This window comes from Mesorhizobium sp. M0802, from assembly GCF_040320115.1.
GTDB lineage: Bacteria > Pseudomonadota > Alphaproteobacteria > Rhizobiales > Rhizobiaceae > Mesorhizobium.
The window spans coordinates 323,008-341,126 of record NZ_JAMYOY010000002.1; the positions used below are offsets into that span (position 1 = coordinate 323,008).

16 protein-coding genes and 1 tRNA gene are annotated in these 18,119 nt (G+C 62.0%); 10 read left to right on the forward strand and 7 right to left on the reverse strand.

Translation table 11 applies throughout. From position 1 onward, the window contains the following. Entirely contained in the window at positions 1-1,242 is a 1,242-nt protein-coding gene (locus tag NKI10_RS04790; protein ID WP_352858907.1) for a hypothetical protein, read from the reverse strand. Between the two features lie 352 nt (positions 1,243-1,594). Here NKI10_RS04790 and NKI10_RS04795 point away from each other — a divergent pair. From NKI10_RS04795 to NKI10_RS04820, 6 genes are all read left to right on the forward strand, one after another. Further along, positions 1,595-1,670, forward strand: a tRNA-Thr gene (locus tag NKI10_RS04795). A 491-nt stretch (positions 1,671-2,161) separates the two neighbouring features. Next, positions 2,162-2,350: a hypothetical protein gene (locus NKI10_RS04800; RefSeq protein WP_023682045.1), complete on the forward strand. Its 189-nt coding sequence runs from the start codon at positions 2,162-2,164 to the stop codon at positions 2,348-2,350. Continuing rightward, entirely contained in the window at positions 2,350-3,531 is a 1,182-nt protein-coding gene (locus NKI10_RS04805) for an acyltransferase family protein (protein WP_023669499.1), read from the forward strand. Before NKI10_RS04800 ends, NKI10_RS04805 begins: the two co-directional genes overlap by 1 nt. Further along, positions 3,528-4,640 carry a glycosyltransferase family 2 protein gene (locus NKI10_RS04810; RefSeq protein ID WP_023669498.1) on the forward strand — a complete coding sequence of 371 codons (1,113 nt, stop codon included), beginning with the start codon at positions 3,528-3,530 and terminating at the stop codon, positions 4,638-4,640. The genes NKI10_RS04805 and NKI10_RS04810 overlap by 4 nt, the downstream gene beginning before the upstream one ends. Continuing rightward, positions 4,637-5,683 (forward strand): glycosyltransferase family 2 protein, encoded by a 1,047-nt coding sequence (locus NKI10_RS04815; RefSeq protein ID WP_023682048.1) that lies wholly within the window; start codon positions 4,637-4,639, stop codon positions 5,681-5,683. Before NKI10_RS04810 ends, NKI10_RS04815 begins: the two co-directional genes overlap by 4 nt. Next, complete coding sequence (locus NKI10_RS04820) at positions 5,683-7,479, forward strand: ABC transporter ATP-binding protein (protein WP_027049321.1); 1,797 nt, start codon at positions 5,683-5,685, stop codon at positions 7,477-7,479. The genes NKI10_RS04815 and NKI10_RS04820 overlap by 1 nt, the downstream gene beginning before the upstream one ends. 123 nt (positions 7,480-7,602) lie before the next feature. Here the strand turns inward: NKI10_RS04820 and NKI10_RS04825 are convergent, their stop codons facing one another. The 5 genes from NKI10_RS04825 to NKI10_RS04845 are packed head-to-tail and all read right to left on the reverse strand — an operon-like array spanning position 7,603 to position 12,842. Further along, complete coding sequence (locus tag NKI10_RS04825; protein WP_023669495.1) at positions 7,603-8,433, reverse strand: dipeptide ABC transporter ATP-binding protein; 831 nt, start codon at positions 8,431-8,433, stop codon at positions 7,603-7,605. Beyond that, complete coding sequence (locus NKI10_RS04830) at positions 8,433-9,278, reverse strand: ABC transporter ATP-binding protein (RefSeq protein ID WP_023696764.1); 846 nt, start codon at positions 9,276-9,278, stop codon at positions 8,433-8,435. The genes NKI10_RS04825 and NKI10_RS04830 overlap by 1 nt, the downstream gene beginning before the upstream one ends. Beyond that, a complete protein-coding gene (locus NKI10_RS04835; protein ID WP_050485757.1) occupies positions 9,278-10,162 on the reverse strand; it encodes an ABC transporter permease subunit in 885 nt (294 codons plus the stop codon). The genes NKI10_RS04830 and NKI10_RS04835 overlap by 1 nt, the downstream gene beginning before the upstream one ends. A 26-nt stretch (positions 10,163-10,188) precedes the next feature. After that, the gene (locus NKI10_RS04840) at positions 10,189-11,196 is read right to left on the reverse strand and encodes an ABC transporter permease subunit (RefSeq protein WP_023669492.1); all 1,008 of its coding nucleotides are present in this window, start codon (positions 11,194-11,196) and stop codon (positions 10,189-10,191) included. A gap of 47 nt (positions 11,197-11,243) precedes the next feature. Continuing rightward, a complete protein-coding gene (locus tag NKI10_RS04845) occupies positions 11,244-12,842 on the reverse strand; it encodes an ABC transporter substrate-binding protein (protein ID WP_023669491.1) in 1,599 nt (532 codons plus the stop codon). A gap of 475 nt (positions 12,843-13,317) precedes the next feature. On the opposite strand from NKI10_RS04845, the gene NKI10_RS04850 reads away from it, so the two are divergent. Together NKI10_RS04850 and NKI10_RS04855 are read left to right on the forward strand one after the other, a co-directional pair. Next, on the forward strand, positions 13,318-15,306 hold the full coding sequence (locus tag NKI10_RS04850; protein WP_352858909.1) for a long-chain fatty acid--CoA ligase: 1,989 nt from the start codon (positions 13,318-13,320) through the stop codon (positions 15,304-15,306). 28 nt (positions 15,307-15,334) lie between these two features. After that, a complete protein-coding gene (locus NKI10_RS04855; protein WP_352858911.1) occupies positions 15,335-16,042 on the forward strand; it encodes a class I SAM-dependent methyltransferase in 708 nt (235 codons plus the stop codon). A 44-nt stretch (positions 16,043-16,086) separates the two neighbouring features. Here the strand turns inward: NKI10_RS04855 and NKI10_RS04860 are convergent, their stop codons facing one another. Next, positions 16,087-17,127: a LacI family DNA-binding transcriptional regulator gene (locus NKI10_RS04860; protein ID WP_352858913.1), complete on the reverse strand. Its 1,041-nt coding sequence runs from the start codon at positions 17,125-17,127 to the stop codon at positions 16,087-16,089. Between the two features lie 181 nt (positions 17,128-17,308). On the opposite strand from NKI10_RS04860, the gene NKI10_RS04865 reads away from it, so the two are divergent. Continuing rightward, on the forward strand, positions 17,309-17,638 hold the full coding sequence (locus tag NKI10_RS04865) for a MoaF-related domain-containing protein (RefSeq protein ID WP_352858915.1): 330 nt from the start codon (positions 17,309-17,311) through the stop codon (positions 17,636-17,638). Positions 17,639-17,671: 33 nt separating this feature from the next. After that, entirely contained in the window at positions 17,672-18,058 is a 387-nt protein-coding gene (locus NKI10_RS04870) for a hypothetical protein (protein WP_352858917.1), read from the forward strand. The last annotated feature ends 61 nt before the right edge of the window (positions 18,059-18,119 follow it).

An 18,119-nucleotide genomic window follows, 5' to 3' on the forward strand; every position in this document is an offset into this window, starting at 1 on the left:
TTACGGTTCGATCGAGACGCGGATCTCGTAGATGTCGACCGCCTTGCCCTGCTTGTCGAAGTCGGAGTTGATGGCGATGCTGCCGGCGGCGCCCGGGGGCTTGTCGGGGAATTTCACGTCGAACAGATATTCGTTACGCTGCTGGCCGACCGCATAGCGCTTGCGGCCGCAATCGCCGAGATCGCCGAAATTGCAGTCGACGGAGATCTGCGTGTCCTTGCCGTCCTCGGCGCGGGCGACGATGTCGAACACGGCATGTTTGCCGGCAAGCTTCTCCAGCACGCCCTGCCCGACATCGAAGCTGATGGCCGAGCCGGAAGCACCGGAGCGGATGCGCAGGAAGGAGCCGGTGTCGTCCTGCACGACATCGGCCTTGGCGTCGGACGGGGTCGCCACATGCGTTGGATCGGTGGGTGTAAACACGTTGATCCAGTCGCGCGTCTGTTCGGCGACACCAGGCTGCTGCGGCGCGCCAGGCTGCTGCGGCTCAGTTGTATCGGCAGGCGGCGTGAAGTCGTCATCGTCGACGGTCGGCGGCGCTTCGGGCGGCGCCGTGTCGAGCTGCGCCGGCGTCTTGAAGACCCCGGTCTGCACGGCGAAATAGAGGCCGATGCCGGCGGCGGCGAGCAACGTCACGCCAAAGAAGATCGCCGTCAGCGGCAGGCGGCGGCCCCTTATCCGCCTTTCATCGCGGTCAGGCGCCACTTCCGCCGCGGCCTCGGCCGGCGCGGAATCGGCCATATCGATCGCCGGGGCGCCGGGCAGCGTGGCGTCAGGCATGATGTCGGGGACGACCGGCAGCACGCGCGAACGCGGCGCGTCGGATGCCTCGGGCTGAACCGGTCCATCAACGACGATCGCCGGCGACGGTCCGACCGCGACACCTGTCGGGGCATCGACCGCGGGCGCTTCGGCGGCGCCCTGTACGGCGTCTTGCGGCTGCGCAACGCGTTGCGTCAGCGCGGTATCTTGTGTCTGCGCAGCGCTCTGCGTCTGCGCAGCGCTCTGCGTCGGCGCGGCGACATCGGGGACCGCGGGCAGGAATTCGGATTCGATCTCGGCGATCTTTTCCTGCACCGCCTTGCGGCGCTTGATGGCGGCTTCCACCGTCACGCCGGGATTGGCCTGGAGCACGCGGTCGAGCGCCGCGAAAGCCGACCGATAGACCCTCTCGCGAAATGCCCGGTCCTCGGCGTTGCCTTTCTCGAAGGCGTTGCGGATCGCTTTTTCGATCGCGTCCAAGCGAATTTCCCCTGTCCGTTCGCTTACATTGCCATGATCGTTAGCCGCAGGCGACCAATCAATCAACGGGCGAGCGCCCGCATTCTGCCTTACAGGCCTGTTCAAGGCCCATTTCGATGCGTTTTGGCAATAAAATCAGTCCGTTTTGCCGCCTTGCCGGGCAGTTTGTGCGCAGTCCACCGCGACGTCTCCGCGTAGCCGAAAAAGCAAATGAGGCGGTGGCTCATTGCGCGCCAATGGAAAATGCCGGGACGAATTGCCGGATGCCGGCTCGAAATCGCGGTTGCCCATCTTGAATTAGCGGCCGGTTGAGTCTATCACCCAGCCGATCCTGGAACCTCGCGCTTCCCGGGCCGCTTTAGCTCAGTTGGTAGAGCACATCATTCGTAATGATGGGGTCAGGTGTTCGAGTCACCTAAGCGGCACCAGTTCTCCATCCGACGCAAGCGTGACGGCAGGTGCAAGGCTAATGCACGTCACTCCCTACGCCAACACCGGCACTTCCTGTCTGCCTCGTCGACGTGCGCCATATGGCCGCCGCCACAGGATTGCGTCGTCAGACGCTTGACCATCGACTATGCTGCATCGCGCAAGATCGACAGCCTAGAGAACCCGACAATACAAGCATAATTTATAAGATACAAAACCACTATCTTAGAATAATCTTCGTCAATTTTGACCTATATCAGACACTCCGGATTATAGTTGTGTAATTAAACGGTGCCTTTTCTGCCAGGTACTACTGCTCATGCAGCATTGCGGACGTGGAAAACCCTGAGCGACGCAACGCACTCGCAAATCATACGCATTTTTAGCACTAATTCACACAAATATTACAGCTCGATAGATATTTTGTATTGCACTGCACCATTGCCCGGTTGCACCATTTCTTGGGGGATTTGGTACTGGGAAGTGCGCCGTGGAGGATTCCGCCAAGTTGATCAGCTTGAATTTTTCGCTGGCCAGCACCGATTTCGAGGCTGCCCCGCGCACAAGGCGCGGGTTTGATGTTGTCGGCGCACTCTCGACGCTGGCAGGCCTCGACCTGAGGCCCGGAATGCAGGGCCGCTGGCTTCATCGGAGATTTCAGACCGGCGGAAATGGCTGATGGCGGTCGCGCGTGACAATCAGTTGGACGCTCTGCGCGCCATCGCTGTCACGATGGTTCTCTATTCCCATTTCCTTGCACCCAACGGGTCCTCCTTTTGGGGCCACATCGGGGTGCGGCTTTTTTTTGTGCTGAGCGGCTTCCTGATCACACGACTGCTGCTCGAAGCGCGCGCCGCGGCCGAATTCAAAGCCGGCCCTGCATTGAGTTCCTTCTACATCAGGCGCGCGCTGCGCATATTCCCGCCCTATTTCGCCGTGCTTGGGTTCGTCTGGCTGACCGATCTGGAGCAGTCCAGTGGATCGCTCGTCTGGCATGCGCTTTACCTGTCGAATTTTTGGTACGCGCTGCGCAACGAATGGACGCCCTGGCTACTCTGCCATTTCTGGAGCCTGAGCATCGAGGAGCAGTTCTATATCGCCTGGCCGCTGGTCGTGCTTCTCGCACCCCGCCGGCGGGTGGAAGCGATCACTATCGGCGTCATCCTGTTGTCGCTGGCCTATCGCTTCTACTGGCCGATCACCGCCACCCCGGCGCTAGCGCGCGACCTGCTGCCGCCAGCATCGATGGACGCGCTGGCGTTTGGTGCTTTGCTTGCCTGCCGGCGGACCAGAGGCGCCGGCCTGCCGCAATGGATGCGGCTAGGCTGGCCAGCCCTTGCGGCTGTCTTCCTGGCGATTGAGTGGCTTATCCCTGCGCCGGCCGATCCTATGCTGGAATGGGCCCGCTGGGCGTTGCTGCAGATCCTGCCCCTGGTGCCGCTGGTGGCCGTTGTCGCCGCCTGTTCAGCCGGCCTTGGCGGCGTCCTCGGCAGGGTTTTCGAACTGCCACCGCTGCTGTCACTGGGCCGCATCAGCTACGGCGTCTATCTTTACCATCCGATCCTTCTGTCGCTCGCCGTCAAGTCACAGCCCTGGATCCCGCTCAATGTCTCGGAGCAGGGGCCAGGGCGTTTCCTGGTCGCGAGCGCCGCCACGATCGCCGTCGCTTCGATCTCGTGGACGGCTTTCGAAAAGCCGCTCAACGGCCTCAAGCGCCGCTTCCCCTATGTAGCGCGCCGCCGCTCCCAGGCACGCTCTGGCGATGCCGGCTGGCTCGGCAGGGCGGCGGACGCCTATCCCGGCGGATCCCCCGATGGCCGCGCCGCACTCGAACTCCGGCGAACGGATGCGCAGAGATGACCACCGCGCCGCTCGTCTCCGTCCTGCTGCCGGTCTACAATGCCGGGCCTTATCTCACCGCTGCGCTGGAGAGCATTCTGCGGCAAGACTACGATCGCCTGGAGGTCATCGCTATCGATGACGGATCGACTGACAACTCGCTCGAGATTCTCGAACGATACCGCCGGGCAGACAATCGCGTTTCTGTCATCTCGCGTGAGAACCGCGGCCTCGTCGCCACCCTCAATGAAGGGCTACGACTGGCCCAGGGCGAGCTTGTTGCGCGAATGGATGCGGACGATGTCGCCTATCCCCGGCGCCTCTCGCGCCAGGTCGCACTGTTCGAGCGGCGGCCCGATCTCGGCTTCTGCGGCGCCTGCGTTGATACCTTGCTTCACGGCCGTATCGCCAAAGGCAGGCTAGACCCGGTGTTCCGGCTCGGCCGGCTCGACATATTGTCGATGTTCTTTACGATATTCTTACATCCGACGGTGATCTACAACAGGAATGTCATTGGGAACAACGATCTCTATTACGATCCCAAATATAGACATGCCGAGGATTTTGATCTCTTCAGACGGCTTGCCGGCCGTTTCCCGGCGACCATATTGCCCGATAGCCTGCTCGTCTATCGCATCCATGCGGGAAGCGTAACCATGCGGCATGCCAAGGAAATGCGCAGGACGCATTTGCGGATCGTGGCCGAAAATCTCGAGCGTGAGGGGCTTGCGGAAACCACAGCGGATCTGCGCGACATCGGCGAGGCCGTCTCTTTCGACACGGTTTCGCGCGCAGCCGATTTCATCCGTGCGCTCGAAGAGCGGATTTCCGAGCTGCCGACCGACACACGGCCAAGCTTCGAGGCAGGCGCGCTGAACCTGTTCTATTTCCTCTACCAACTCGTCGGCGACGAAGGAGAACCGCCGCTGACCCACGAATTGCTCACGCGGACGGCGAGATGGAATTTCATCCGGCGCCGCGAACAATATGCGCTGCGTCCCGGCGTCTGGGCGCCTTGGCTCAGCCTGCTCTCGATAAGGGCCGGAAAGCGGGCGGACGCGGTGGCCTACTTCTTCAAAACCACGCCGGCCGAAGCGGTGCTTGCGCGTTATCAGCGGGGACTGGTATGACCGACAGGCCCCACCCGCTCCTGCGCGATCACCAGTTTGCGAGTGCGCCGGTCCCGACATCTCCCCGATCGGAGCGGCCGTCGCTCGAGGTCAGTTTCATCGTCTGCACGCGCGACCGCGCCGCTGTGCTGGAGGCTTGCATAGCCTCGATCCAGGCCGCATGCCGGGTGCACGCCACCTTCGCGGCAGAGTTGGTGGTGGTCGATAATGGTTCACGGGACGGCACGTCAAAGCGGCTGGCCGCTATCGCCGAAACTTCCGACATCCCAGTCACAGCCGTCTCGGAGACTCGCCCCGGACTAGCCGCTGCCCGCAATGCCGGATTGGCGCGAGCGCGAGGCCGCGTGCTGGTCTTCGTCGACGACGACTGCAAGCTCGACCGCGACTATCTCCGCGACCTGGAGCGGCACTACCGGAGTGGCGAGAAGTGGCTGATCCGCGGCGGCCGGGTCGAACTCGGTGATGCCCGGGACCTGCCCTTCACCATAAAGCTCTGCGAGGCAAGCGAGCGGCTGACCCCGGCGGTCCACCCCGGCGGCTTCGTGCTCGGCTGCAACATGACCATGCACCGCGACGTCGCGGCCCGCATCGGGTCGTTCGACGAACGCTTCGGCGCTGGCGGCCCGCTACGCTCGGCTGAAGATACTGATTATCTCGTGCGGGCGATGCTGCTCGGCATGCCGGTCGAGTATGTGCCCGACATGACGGTCTTGCATCATCACGGCCGGCGAGACCGCAAATCGATCGACAGGCTGCACCGCGACTATAGCCTCGGTAATGGTGCGCTGTGCCTGAAACATGTCCGCCACGCCCCTTGGCTGCTTCGCCATGTCTATTGGTCCGCGCGGGCCGCGTTCAGGGAACTGGCGGGCCGTCCTCGCTTTGACCGCGACCTCGATCTGTCGCACTGGCCTATTGTCGTAATGAATCTGGCAGGTGCCGCCAGATTTGCGCTGCTCGTCATGATGGGATGGCCAAAACGGCTGCCGCTGCGCCACGACCGAGAAGCCAGCGAAGCCAATGCGGAGGCCAGAGCGCGATAATGTCACTGATTCCGTCAGCCCTGCCAATGCTGCGCCGCGCGCTTGGTGGCAGGCTGTTGCGGCTCGTTCCCGTCGTGGTGGGGCTCGGGCTTGCGGGCGCCGCGCTGGAAGGCCTCGGCATCGGTCTCATCATTCCGCTGCTCGGCATCATTATGGGACGTGGCGAAACATCAGGCATGGCCGGTTTCTCCGCCCTCCTCCAGCAGGTTGGAGCGGACCTCGGCGAGCGCCAGCGGCTGATCGCCATTTCGGCCGCGATCCTCGGTTCGATCGTACTGAAAAATGTCTTTGCCTTCGCCAACACTCTGCTGACCAGCTACATCTACGGCAAGGCAGGTTATTCGATCCGTAGCGCACTGTCGGAGCAGTTGCTCAGGGTCGGCTACCCCTTTTTCCTGCAGCAAAGCCCCGGGCGGCTGCTCAACATCATCTCCAACGAATCCTGGCGAGCATCCGACGCTATCCAGGCCCTGCTCGGCGCGATCGTCAGTGCCTCGGCCGCCGTCATCCTGCTCGCCTTCCTCCTGCTCCTCTCTTGGCAGATGACGCTGCTGGTGACTCTAGGGCTGGCGCTTGTCCAGCTGGCGCACGGGGTTTTGTCGTCCAATCTGAAGGCGCCGAGCCGCAGCGTCGTCTCGCGCAACAGCGCACTGGCGTCGCAGATGCTGCATCTGGTGCATGCCGGGCGCCTGATTCGCATCTTCGGGCAGGAGAACCGTGAAAAGGCGGTCTTCGCCAAAGCGTCCGACGGGGTGCGGCGGGCGGCTTTCGTGCTTTCAATCCGCCAGGGCGTCTTGCCGCCACTGACCGAGGTATTGCACGCGATGCTGTTCCTGGCGGTGGTGATCGGAGCCTGGCTGGCGAATGTAAGCTTCCCGCTGACCGTCGCCTTCCTCATCCTGCTCTACCGACTGCAGCCGCATATGCGGGCCTTGCAGATGTCCTGGAGTCAGTTGCAAGGCATGAGCGGCTCGCTGGAGGAGGTACAATGGCTGCTCGATCCTTCCGACAAGCCCGAGGCGCCGCAGGGCAGCCTGCCGTTCGACGGCTTGCGCCAAGGGATCAGCTTCGATGATGTGAGCTTCGCCTATTCCGGTCCCCTGTCAGGCCCCGACGCGCGCGAGGCGGTGCTGCATAAGGCGGTGTTCGACATCCGCAGCGGCCGCTCGACGGCGCTGATCGGCCGCTCGGGCGCCGGCAAGACGACGATCGTCAATCTCCTGTGCCGCTTCGTCAAACCCGACAGCGGCAGGATCCTCGTCGATGGGGCACCGCTCGATGAAGTGGACCCAAGCCAATGGCGGCGGAACATTGCCTTGGCCAGTCAGGAGCTGGAACTGGTCGATGGCACCATTTTTGAAAACATTATCTACGGCTACGACACGGCGTCGGCCAGCGACGCCATGCGCGCCGCAAGGCTGGCCGAGGCACATCAATTCATCGAGCACCTGCCGCAGGGCTACGCGACACTGGTCGGATACCGGGGCATCAACCTGTCAGCCGGACAAAGGCAAAGGATCGCCCTGGCGCGGGCGCTGGTGCGCGATCCCGATATTCTCATCCTCGACGAAGCCACCAGTGCGGTGGATGGGTTGTCAGAAGCCGCTATTGTCGAGACGCTGAAATCGCGGGCCGGCCGCCGCACCACCATTGTCATCAGTCATCATTACAGCACCATATCGTTCTGCGACGACGTGGTGATCTTGAGCCGCGGTCGGGTGAAAAAACAGGCCCCCTTCGCAACCCTGGCAATGCTCAGCATGGACGAGCTTTACCAGCACGGAGCGGGTGAGTGATGGGGCGCACCCCAACCTGCGACGCGGCTTGCGCCCGGCAGCTCGCAGATCGCGATCAATCCTGCCGGCAAACCACCGCCGCGACGCATTTCCGATTGTTCAAAAACAATTCTCGGTGAGAGGTCAGGCGGCCTTCTTCTTCGCCAGCCGCGCCTTGATCGAGGCGACGTCGGCGCGCGGCGTCGCGGCGAACAGCGTCCTGGTGTAGTTGTGCTTGGGGTCGGCGAAGACCTCCTCGCGCGAGCCGTATTCGACGGCTTCGCCGAAATACATCACCATCACATCGTCGGCGATGTAGCGCACGACCGACAGATCGTGGCTGATGAAGACATAGGTCAGCTGGAATTCGTCCTGCAGGTCGGCGAGCAGGTTGAGCACCTGCGCCTGCACCGAAAGATCGAGCGCGGAGACCGGTTCGTCAAGCACCAGCAGGCTCGGGTTCAGCATCAGCGCGCGGGCAATGGCGATGCGCTGGCGCTGGCCGCCCGAGAACATGTGAGGATAGCGATTGTAGTGCTCGGTTCCGAGGCCGACTTTCTTCAGCATCCTCATGGCGAGGTCGCGCCGCTCTTCGGCCGGCTTGTCGGTGTTGATGAGCAGCGGCTCGCCCAGCACATCGCCGATCTTTTGGCGCGGATTGAGCGATCCGTAAGGGTTCTGGAAGACGATCTGCACCTTGCGGCGCATCTCCCTGGTCAGGCCGTTCCTTGCGATGTCGACCTTGTTGCCGTCGATGAACAGTTCGCCCGACGTTGCCGGATCGATCAGCGTGATGATGCGCGCCAGCGTTGACTTGCCGCAGCCCGATTCACCGACGATGGCCAGCGTCTTGCCCTTGTCGACGCTGAACGAGACGCCCTTGACCGCATGCAAGGTGCGCGCGCCGCGAAACAGGCCGCCGCCGACGTGATAGTCGCGCACGATGTCCTTGCCTTCGACGACCTTGATGCTCATCAGACGCCCCCGGCAGCCGGTTCGAACAGCATGTCCGAGACGGTCGGCAGCCGGTCGCCGACGGCATTATCCGGCAGCGCCGACAACAGCGCGCGGGTGTAATTGCTCTTCGGCGATTCAAACAGCGACAGCACGTCGGCCTCTTCCATCTTGCGGCCCTTGTACTGGACGATGACGCGGTCGGCCGTCTCGGCGACCACGCCCATATTGTGGGTGATCATGATCAGGCCCATGCCGTATTTAACCTGCAGCGACACGAGCAGGTCGAGGATCTGCTTCTGGATGGTGACGTCGAGCGCGGTGGTCGGCTCGTCGGCGATCAGAAGCTTCGGATTGCAGGCGATGGCGATGGCGATCATCACGCGCTGGCACTGGCCGCCCGACATCTGGTGCGGAAACGAGTTCAGCCGTTCGGCCGGCTCGGCAATGCCGACCTGCGTCAGCAATTCGATGGCGCGCTCGCGACGCTGGGCCTTGTCCATGCCCATATGGAAGCGCAGCACCTCCTCGATCTGAAAGCCGACGGTGAAGCACGGATTGAGACTGGCCATCGGCTCCTGGAAGATCATCGACATGTCCTTGCCGACGATCTTGCGCCGGTCGGCCGGGCTCATCTTCAGGAGATCGCGGCCGTTGAAGCTCATCTCGTCGGCAGTGACCGTCGCCGTCCACGGCAACAGCCCCATCACAGCCAACATCGACACCGACTTGCCGGAGCCGGATTCGCCGACGATGGCCAGCACTTCACGTTCGTTCACATGGAGCGAGACGCCATCGACCGCGCGGAACGGGCCGGATGCGGTCTGGAACTCGACGACGAGATTGCGGATGTCGAGCAGCGCCATTACGACCTCCTCAGCTTCGGATCGAGCGCATCGCGCAGACCGTCGCCGATCAGGTTGATGGCAAGCACGGTGATGAGGATGGCCAGACCGGGGAAGGTCACCACCCACCAGGCGCGCAGGATGAATTCACGCGCCGAGGCGAGCATGGTTCCCCATTCCGGTGTCGGCGGCTGGGCGCCAAGGCCGAGAAAGCCGAGAGCGGCCGCCTCCAGGATGGCGTTGGAGAAGGACAGCGTGCCCTGGACGATCAGCGGCGCCAAGCAGTTGGGCAGGATGGTGCGCAGCATAAGCCTTATATGGCCGGCGCCGGCGACCTTGGCGGCGACCACATATTCGCGGCTCTTTTCGGCCATGACGGCAGCGCGCACCAGACGGGCAAAGTGGGGTTGCAGGACAAGCGCGATGGCCAGCATGGCGTTGAACAGGCCGGGGCCGAGGATGGTGACCAGAACCAGCGCCAAGAGCAGCGACGGGAAGGACAGGATCAGATCCATGACCCGCATGATCGCCACGTCGACCCAGCCCCGGAAATAGCCGGCCAAAAGGCCCAGCGTGATGCCGCCGACAAGCGCCAGCGTGACCACGACGGCGCCGATGAGCAGCGAGAAACGCGCGCCATAGAGCAGGCGCGAGAGCATGTCGCGGCCGACGGCGTCGGTGCCAAGCAGATATTCCATGCTGCCGCCTGCCTGCCAGGCCGGCGGACGCAGGAAAGCTGTCTTGTCCTGGATGTCGGGCGCATAGGGTGCCAGCAGCGGTGCAAAGAGCGCGGCCAGCACCAAAAGGATGAAGACGAACAGGCCGATGACGGCGCCGCGGTTTACCGAGAAATAGTGCCAGAAGGTCCTGAAGCCGGTCAGACGGTCAGGGTTGCCGGCGGCCATCGGGGCGATTTCGGTCGACTGGCTCATCACGCCGCCCTGATGCGCGGGTTGATGACGGCATAAAGCACGTCGACAATCAGGTTCACCGCCATGACGATAAGGGCGATCAACAGCAAGCCTGACTGCACGACGACATAGTCGCGCTTGGATATGGATTCGACCATCCACTTGCCGATGCCCGGCCAGGCGAAGATGGTTTCTGTGAGAATGGCGCCGGCGAGCAGGGTACTGACCTGCAGGCCGATGGTGGTGACCACCGGGATCAGCGCATTGCGCAGCGCATGCACGCCGATGACGCGGGACGACGACAGGCCCTTGGCGCGGGCGGTCCGCACATAGTCTTCGCCCAGCACTTCGAGCATGGCCGAGCGCGTCTGGCGCGCGATCACCGCCAGCGGGATGGTGCCGAGCACAATTGTCGGCAGCACCAGGTGACTCAATGCCGAGCGGAAAGCATCCCACTTGCCGTAGAGCAGGCTGTCGAGGGTCAAGAAGCCGGTGATCGGCTTGATAAAGAACTGAAGGCCGATGCGGCCTGAAACCGGGGTCCAGCCGAGATAGCCGGAGAAAAAGATGATCAGCAGCAGGCCCCACCAGAAGATCGGCATGGAATAGCCGACGAGGGCGGTGCCCATAAGCCCCTGGTCGAACCAGGAGCCGCGTTTGACCGCAGCAATGATGCCGGCCGGGATGGCCAGCACCATGGCGAAGATCATGGCGAAGACTGAGAGCTCGATGGTTGCCGGGAAGAGCGTCATGAAATCTTCGATGACCGGCCGCTTGGACGAAATCGACACGCCGAAATTACCGGTCGCGGCATCGCGAACATAATGCGCGTATTGCTGCCAGATCGGCAAATTGTAGCCGAACTGTTCCTTCAGTTCCGCGTAACGCTCGGGCGACACGCCATGCTCGCCGGCCATGGCAAGAATGGGATCGCCGGGCAGCAGCCTGACGAAAGCGAAGGCGCAGATGGTGATGCCGATCAGCGTCGGCAGCACCAAGACGATTTTGTTTAGGAGATATCGGAGCATCTTGAAAAGCGGGCGGCGCCTGATTGCGCGCCGCCCGCCTAACAGTTCTATTCGGCCTTGTCGACGCCGTCGAAGCGATGAATGCCGAGCGGGTCCATCATGAAGCCGCTGACATTCTTGCGCACGACTGCGTAGACTTGGCTGTGTGCCATGAGGAAGGCCGGAGCCTGCTTCTGGAAGACAACCTGCGCCTCTTCATAGAGCTTGGTGCGTTCGGCCTGGTCGCTGGTCTTCTTGGCCTTCTGGATCAGATCCTCGAAGTCCTTGTCGCACCAGCTGGAGTAGTTCGACACGCCGATGGCCGAGCAGGCGAACAGCGTGGCGAAGAAATTGTCCGGATCGCCATTGTCACCGGTCCAGCCGATCTGGAAGGCGCCCGGGCGCTCCTTCTTCTTGCCTTCTTCGCGGTACTTCGTCCACTCGTAGCTGACGATCTCCGCCTTGACGCCGACCTTGGCCCAGTCAGCCTGGATCAGTTCCGCGGCGCGCTGGAAGTTCGGGTTGTAGGGACGGACGCGGTCGGAGGCCCAAAGCTGGATCTCCTTCAATCCGGCATCGGCCAGCACCTTCTTGGCTGCTTCCGGATCATAGGCGTCGGACTTCACGTCCTTGTTCCACGACCACATGGTCGGCGGGATCAGGTTTACGGCCGGCGTGGCGCCGGCGTCCTGGAACAGCGACTTGATGAGCGATTCCCGATCGATCGCCTGGTTGAGCGCATGGCGCACTTCAGGCTTGTCGAGCGGCGGGATGGTGGTGTTGTAGCTCATATAGCCGATGTTGAGGCCAGCCTGATCCATCAGGGTCACGTCGGCGTTGGCCTTGATCGTGCCGATGTCGGCAGGATTCGGATAGGGCGCGATATCGCATTCGCCGGCGAGCACCTTCTGGATGCGGGCGGTGGCATCAGGCGTGATCGCGAAGACGAGATCGTCGATCTTTTCCTTGCCCTTGAAGTAGTCCGGGTTGGCCGCATAGCGGATGACCGAATCCAGCTGGTAGTCGACGAACTGGAACGGACCTGTACCGACCGGCTTGGTCGAGAAGTCGGCCATCTTGCCGTCTTTTTCCAGCTGGTCGGCATATTCCTTCGACACGATCGAGGCGAAGTCCATGCCGAGATTGGCCAGCATCGGCGCGTTCGGCTCGGTCAGCGTCAGCTTCACGGTCAGGTCATCGACCTTTTCCCACTTGGCGACGTATTTCGGCATGTCCATGCCGGTGTAGTAGTCCCAGGTCAGGTTCGGCAGGTACTTCTCGCCGTTCCAGGGGTTTTCCTTGTTGAACTGGCGATCGAACGAAAAGACGACGTCGTCGGCATTGAAATCACGCGTCGGCTTGAAGAAATCTGTCGTCTGGAACTTCACGCCCGGATGCAGGTGGAAAGTATAGACCAGGCCGTCGTCCGAAATCTCCCATTTGTCGGCGAGACCGGGCACAACTTCGGTGCCGCCATGCTTGAACTCGACCAGGCGCGAATAGACGGTGCGCGACGAGGCGTCGAAGTCGTTGCCGCCCGTCGTGGTACCCGGGTCGAAGTTGGCCGGCGAGGCCTCCGAGCAATAGACCAGCGTCTTGGCATTGGCCACACCGCCGAGGACGCTTGCAGCCAGCAACGCGGCTGCAAAAGTCAGTTTCTTTTTCATTGAGCACTCCCTGATGTTCTTCCAAGCCCCTCTATAGGCTCGCGAAGCGCGCATATAAGCACCGTTTTTCCGGCTTTGGAACACCCTGTTTGCCTACCCCACCGTAAGCAGAAAATATTTCTCGGTCTTTGACGAACTGCAGAAACAAATAGCAAAATCTGCTAATCACGGGATTGTTAACGACCGCATTTTTTCATTGATCGCAGCAATCGTAAGCCAAAAATCCACAAGCCTGGGTTTCGCCACCGACACGACAGGACGGCATTGCCGAGCCGGCGTCGCGGGAAGGATTTCGACGGCAAATCTTTGCCGTCCTGCCGCTGGGGCAAGACTTGCACGGCCGCCGATAGTCGCAATAGATAGATGACACGCTGGATTTTCCGGGATCCGCGACATCGCTGCAGCGGAGGACGCCTCACCACATCGAGGCGGCGCAGCATGGAGCAGGCAACAGAACGACTTAGGGAGGCTAGAGGTGGCGAAAGCAACAAAGTCAACGGCCCCGGCGAAAGCAAAAGCGGCGAAAGCTTCAAAACCGGCCGCCGCTGCCGCCAAGTCGAAAGCGCCACCGGCCAAAGCCACTCCCGCCGTCAAGCCAACGGCAACCTCGACGCCGGCGAAGGCAAGCGCCAAGCCGGCAGCGAAACCTGCGGTCAACCGCGCTGCGAAGACAGCACCCGCTGCAAAGCCCGCCCAGCCGCCAGCCGCCAAGACAGCCGCGGCGAAGCCCGCCTCGAAGCCGTCGACGGGCGTGGCCAAAAAACTGCCGAATACGCTGACGGCGCTTGCCGCGGGCTTGCCGGAAAAGCCATGGCTAAAAAGCTATTCGAAAGTCGTGCCGGCGGAGATCGGCGCCCTGCCCTACAGTTCGATCGGCGACTTCCTCGTCGGCGCCTGCAAGCAGTTTTCCGGCCAGCCGGCATACGTCTGCATGGGCAAGTCGATCTCCTATGCCGAACTCGAGCGGCAATCGGCCGCCTTCGGCGCCTATTTGCAATCGAAGGGCCTGCAGAAGGGCGAACGCGTGGCGCTGATGATGCCGAATGTGCTGCAATATCCGGTGGCGATGATGGCCGTGCTTCGCGCCGGCTATGTCGTGGTGAACATCAATCCGCTCTACACGCCACGCGAGCTCGAACATCAGCTCAAGGATTCCGGCGCGCAGGCGATCGTCATTCTGGAGAATTTCGCCAGCACCCTGGACGCGGTGATTGCCAGGACGGCGGTCAAGCATGTGGTGGTCGCGGCGATGGGCGACATGCTCGGCCTCAAGGGCACGATCGTCAACCTCGTCGTGCGCCGGGTGAAGAAGATGGTGCCGGCCTGGTCGCTGCCCGGCCATGTCAAGTTCAATGCGGCGGTGAAGGCCGGCGCCGGCATCGCCTTCAAGCCGGCCAAGATGGAAGCCAGCGACGTCGCCTTCCTGCAATATACAGGCGGCACCACGGGGATTTCCAAAGGTGCTGTGCTGCTGCACTCCAATGTGCTGTCCAATGTCGCGCAGAACACGCTATGGCTGCAGGACGCCTACGCGATCAAGCCGAAACCGGCGCATCTCAACTTCATCTGCGCGCTGCCGCTCTACCATATCTTCGCGCTGACGGTGAACGCGCTGATGGGCATGCAGCAGGGCGCCCAGAACGTGCTCGTTCCCAACCCGCGCGACATTCCCGGCTTCGTCAAGGAGCTGCAGAAATACCCGATGCACATTTTCCCAGGCCTCAACACGCTGTTCAACGCGCTGCTCAACAACGAGGATTTCCGCAAGCTCGACTTCAAGCCGCTGATCATGACGCTGGGTGGTGGCATGGCGGTACAGAAGGGGGTTGCCGAGCGCTGGAAGGCGCTGACCGGCAATTCGATCACCGAGGGCTACGGGCTGTCGGAGACCTCGCCGGTGGCCACCGCCAACAAGTTCAGCGACAGCAATTTCACCGGCACGATCGGCCTACCGCTGCCGTCGACCGAGATCGTCATCCGCGACGATGACGGCAACAACCTGCCGCTGGGCGAAGTCGGCGAGATCTGCATCCGCGGGCCACAAGTCATGGCCGGTTACTGGAACCGGCCGGACGAGACCGCCAAGGTGATGACCAAGGACGGCTTCTTCAAATCCGGCGACATGGGCTTCATGGACGAGCGCGGCTACACCAAGATCGTCGACCGCAAGAAGGACATGATCCTGGTCTCCGGCTTCAACGTCTATCCCAACGAACTCGAGGAAGTCGTCGCCCAGCATCCGGGCGTGCTCGAAGTGGCGGCGGTCGGCGTGCCGGACGAGCATTCGGGCGAAGTGCCGAAGCTGTTCATCGTCAAGAAGGATCCGGCGCTGACCGTTGAGGCAATCACTGCGTATTGTCGCGAGAACCTGACCGGCTACAAGCGGCCGAAATACATCGAGTTCAGGACCGAACTGCCGAAGACGCCGGTGGGCAAGATTTTGCGCCGGGCGCTGCGGGAATAGTTTGAACGGCGAGCCAAGCGACGGCGGGATGGCGGACGATAGTCGGCGTCCCGATGCAGTAGTGTTCATCAAGGCGAACCTGCGGCTTGCGCCCGTCCCCGCGCTTCCTGAAATCCAGCTCTATACGGCTCATCCCGGCAGCGGCCTGAGGCGGCTTGTCGAGTGGCGAGCTCATGGACCGGAAGACGGCAGCCAGACCGAGGAGCACGAAGCTGAGCCGCAGCCGCCCTACTGGGCCTATGCCTGGGCCGGCGGCGCCGTGCTGGCGCGCTATATACTCGACCATCCGCAAATCGTGGCCGGTCACCGCGTGCTCGACCTCGGCGCCGGCTCGGGCCTCGTCGGCATCGCCGCCGCCAAGGCCGGCGCCAGCGCGGTGATCGCGGCGGAGATCGATCGCAACGGCGTCGCCGCGATCGGCCTCAACGCGTTGGCCAACGGCGTCGAGATCACCATTGTCGACCAGGATATCACGACGGGCCCGCCGCCAGCGGTCGACCTCGTGCTTGCCGGCGACGTGTTCTACGGCCGCGAGGTTGCTCTGCGGATGATCCCGTTCCTCGACCGCTGCCTGGCAGCCGGCATCGAGGTGCTGGTCGGCGATCCCCGCCGCGCCGATCTGCCGCTGTCGCGGCTACGATTGCTCGCCGAATATCAGGTGCCGGATTTTGGCGACGCGAAGGGTGCTTCGACCAGGCCGAGCGGAGTGTTTTCGTTTGAAGCCGATGAGCGCTGAAGCGGCAACGCCCACCGTTGAATACCCGGTAAGGGTGATCCGGCCTAACCGCGCGGTCGGGTGGTCGAGCCGCGGACCAAGAGTTCGACCGGTATGATCACCTGGCTCGGGGGGGCGTTTGCAAATACCATCATTGCAGCAAGTCTCCCCTTCCTAACAATGTCTTGAGCCACTGTCGTGAGCGGAGGGGTGGTGCGCGAAGACTCCGCGGTACCATCGAAGCCGACGACCGACACGTGCTCGGGTACCTTGATATTGCGCCGACGCGCTTCGTCCAGGACGGTGATTGCCTGCCAATCCGACATAGTCAGGATCGCCGTTGCTTGCGGAACCTGGTCGAATACGACCTCTCCGGCCGAAGGATCACCTGGAGTCGTCTCGATGATCGGGACATTGTCAATGTCCAGACCGAACTCAGCCAACCCTTGGGCGAAGCCGAAAAGTCTCTCTTGATCAAGTTGAAAACCGGCAGAGATAGCGCGCGGGGAATTGCCAGGCAAATGGACGATGGGTGACCCCGATGTGCGCCGAATGGAAAGGATTGCAAAACGCCGATGTCCAAGAGCAGCCAGATGCCTGATGGCCGCCAGCGCCCCGCTCCTGCCGTCTATCCGGATAGAATTGACGTCCGGACCGGCATCGCTCTCGAGGATGACGAAGGGCAGCCGCCGGCGACGTAAAGACGCGATCAACTCGATGTCCGCGCTGTGGCCCAGAATGAAGCCGTCAACCAAGGCCTCTCGAATGGTGGAGGTGCGTGTCTCGTCCGTACCATTGACCAAACTCAATGTCGCTCCAGCCTCGTCACAAGCAAGCGCAACGCCAAGCACCAGCTCGCGCAGATATGGGCTCCTGATCATATCGGCAATGGCGTATGCGCCCGGGGGGATCAGGCCTATGGCGTTGAACTTGCCGTCGCGCAGCACGCGTCCCCTCGGGTCGGGGCCATCATAACCAAGCTGACGCGCCGCGGCCTGGACGCGCTGGCGCAGATCGGATCGCACCAGATCCGGATGGTTGAATACGTTGGAGACGGTGCCGCGGGAGACTCCAGCGAGCCGGCCGACATCGGCGAGCGTAGGCATTTTAGAAGCGTTCATTTCCCTCAGTTAGACAATTTTTTGGAGCGCTCCAAGTTTTTTCTTGACGCTAGGTCCAAAATGTTGGAACTTGCACTTGGAGCGTTCCAAAAATTGAAAGTAGCAGTTCGGCATCTGTGCCGAGCATCGGCCAAGCTAATTTCGAAAATCATCGAGGAGGATTAGGATGGCTACGACCAATGGTGCTCCGACCTCACTCGTCGGAAAGACTTTTGATTGCTTGTTCGGACAGTTTGTACCGAGGTTGACGGTCCTGTCGCCGACCGAATTGCGGGTGCAGGCGACGATCGGCGCTACAAAGATCGACGAGGTGGTTCAGAGCAGTCTGACCGGCGTTCGACCCGGACTTTTTATCATGAGTTGGACCGAGCAAGGCGGCAACTTCGTCGTGCAGGTTCAAGATCACGAGAACCAGATCGTTCATAACTATGCGCGACTGGCGGACGGGCAGCAGTTCTGCGCGCAAGGCACGATTCAACCGGTGACCACGGCGTGAGGACCGCCTGTGTATCCGAGAGGAGATGAAGCCATGGCCACGAACGTGATCGACCAGACCGACCCTACGCAGTGGGACCCAAAGCTTGACGCCGTGATCGCGGCGCCTGCAAACCACAAGGTATTGTTTGAGAATGACCGGCTTCGCGTGCTTGAGGTGATCCTCAAGCCCGACGAGGAAGAGCCGACACATCACCACCGCTGGCCTTCAGTATTCGTGTTCGATGAGGTGGAAGGCCCTATCCACGACTTCGCGCCGGATGGAACCATGATGCCGCCCAATCGAGATGTCGTCCAAGCGGTTCAGGCATGGGACGGTCAAGGGTGTCTTGTGGTGCATATGGCCCCCCAACCAGCGGGTCGCGTGCTCAACGCTTCGAGCAAGACCCTGCACGGTATCCGCGTCGAGATGAAGTCATAGCAGGCGTGATCCTGGCCAACGGAATCCGCGCACGCTGAACGTCCGCTTTTGAGGATTCAGG

What these genes read in the sequence shown, in the direction of transcription:
- NKI10_RS04825 (WP_023669495.1), bottom strand. Translation starts at nt 8,433, where the DNA reads ATGAGCATCAAGGTCGTCGAAGGCAAGGACATCGTGCGCGACTATCAC.
- NKI10_RS04805 (WP_023669499.1), top strand. Translation starts at nt 2,350, where the DNA reads ATGGCGGTCGCGCGTGACAATCAGTTGGACGCTCTGCGCGCCATCGCT.
- NKI10_RS04840 (WP_023669492.1), bottom strand. Translation starts at nt 11,196, where the DNA reads ATGCTCCGATATCTCCTAAACAAAATCGTCTTGGTGCTGCCGACGCTG.
- NKI10_RS04860 (WP_352858913.1), bottom strand. Translation starts at nt 17,127, where the DNA reads ATGCCTACGCTCGCCGATGTCGGCCGGCTCGCTGGAGTCTCCCGCGGC.
- NKI10_RS04820 (WP_027049321.1), top strand. Translation starts at nt 5,683, where the DNA reads ATGTCACTGATTCCGTCAGCCCTGCCAATGCTGCGCCGCGCGCTTGGT.
- NKI10_RS04830 (WP_023696764.1), bottom strand. Translation starts at nt 9,278, where the DNA reads ATGGCGCTGCTCGACATCCGCAATCTCGTCGTCGAGTTCCAGACCGCA.
- NKI10_RS04855 (WP_352858911.1), top strand. Translation starts at nt 15,335, where the DNA reads ATGGCGGACGATAGTCGGCGTCCCGATGCAGTAGTGTTCATCAAGGCG.
- NKI10_RS04815 (WP_023682048.1), top strand. Translation starts at nt 4,637, where the DNA reads ATGACCGACAGGCCCCACCCGCTCCTGCGCGATCACCAGTTTGCGAGT.
- NKI10_RS04870 (WP_352858917.1), top strand. Translation starts at nt 17,672, where the DNA reads ATGGCCACGAACGTGATCGACCAGACCGACCCTACGCAGTGGGACCCA.
- NKI10_RS04865 (WP_352858915.1), top strand. Translation starts at nt 17,309, where the DNA reads ATGGCTACGACCAATGGTGCTCCGACCTCACTCGTCGGAAAGACTTTT.
- NKI10_RS04845 (WP_023669491.1), bottom strand. Translation starts at nt 12,842, where the DNA reads ATGAAAAAGAAACTGACTTTTGCAGCCGCGTTGCTGGCTGCAAGCGTC.
- NKI10_RS04810 (WP_023669498.1), top strand. Translation starts at nt 3,528, where the DNA reads ATGACCACCGCGCCGCTCGTCTCCGTCCTGCTGCCGGTCTACAATGCC.
- NKI10_RS04835 (WP_050485757.1), bottom strand. Translation starts at nt 10,162, where the DNA reads ATGGCCGCCGGCAACCCTGACCGTCTGACCGGCTTCAGGACCTTCTGG.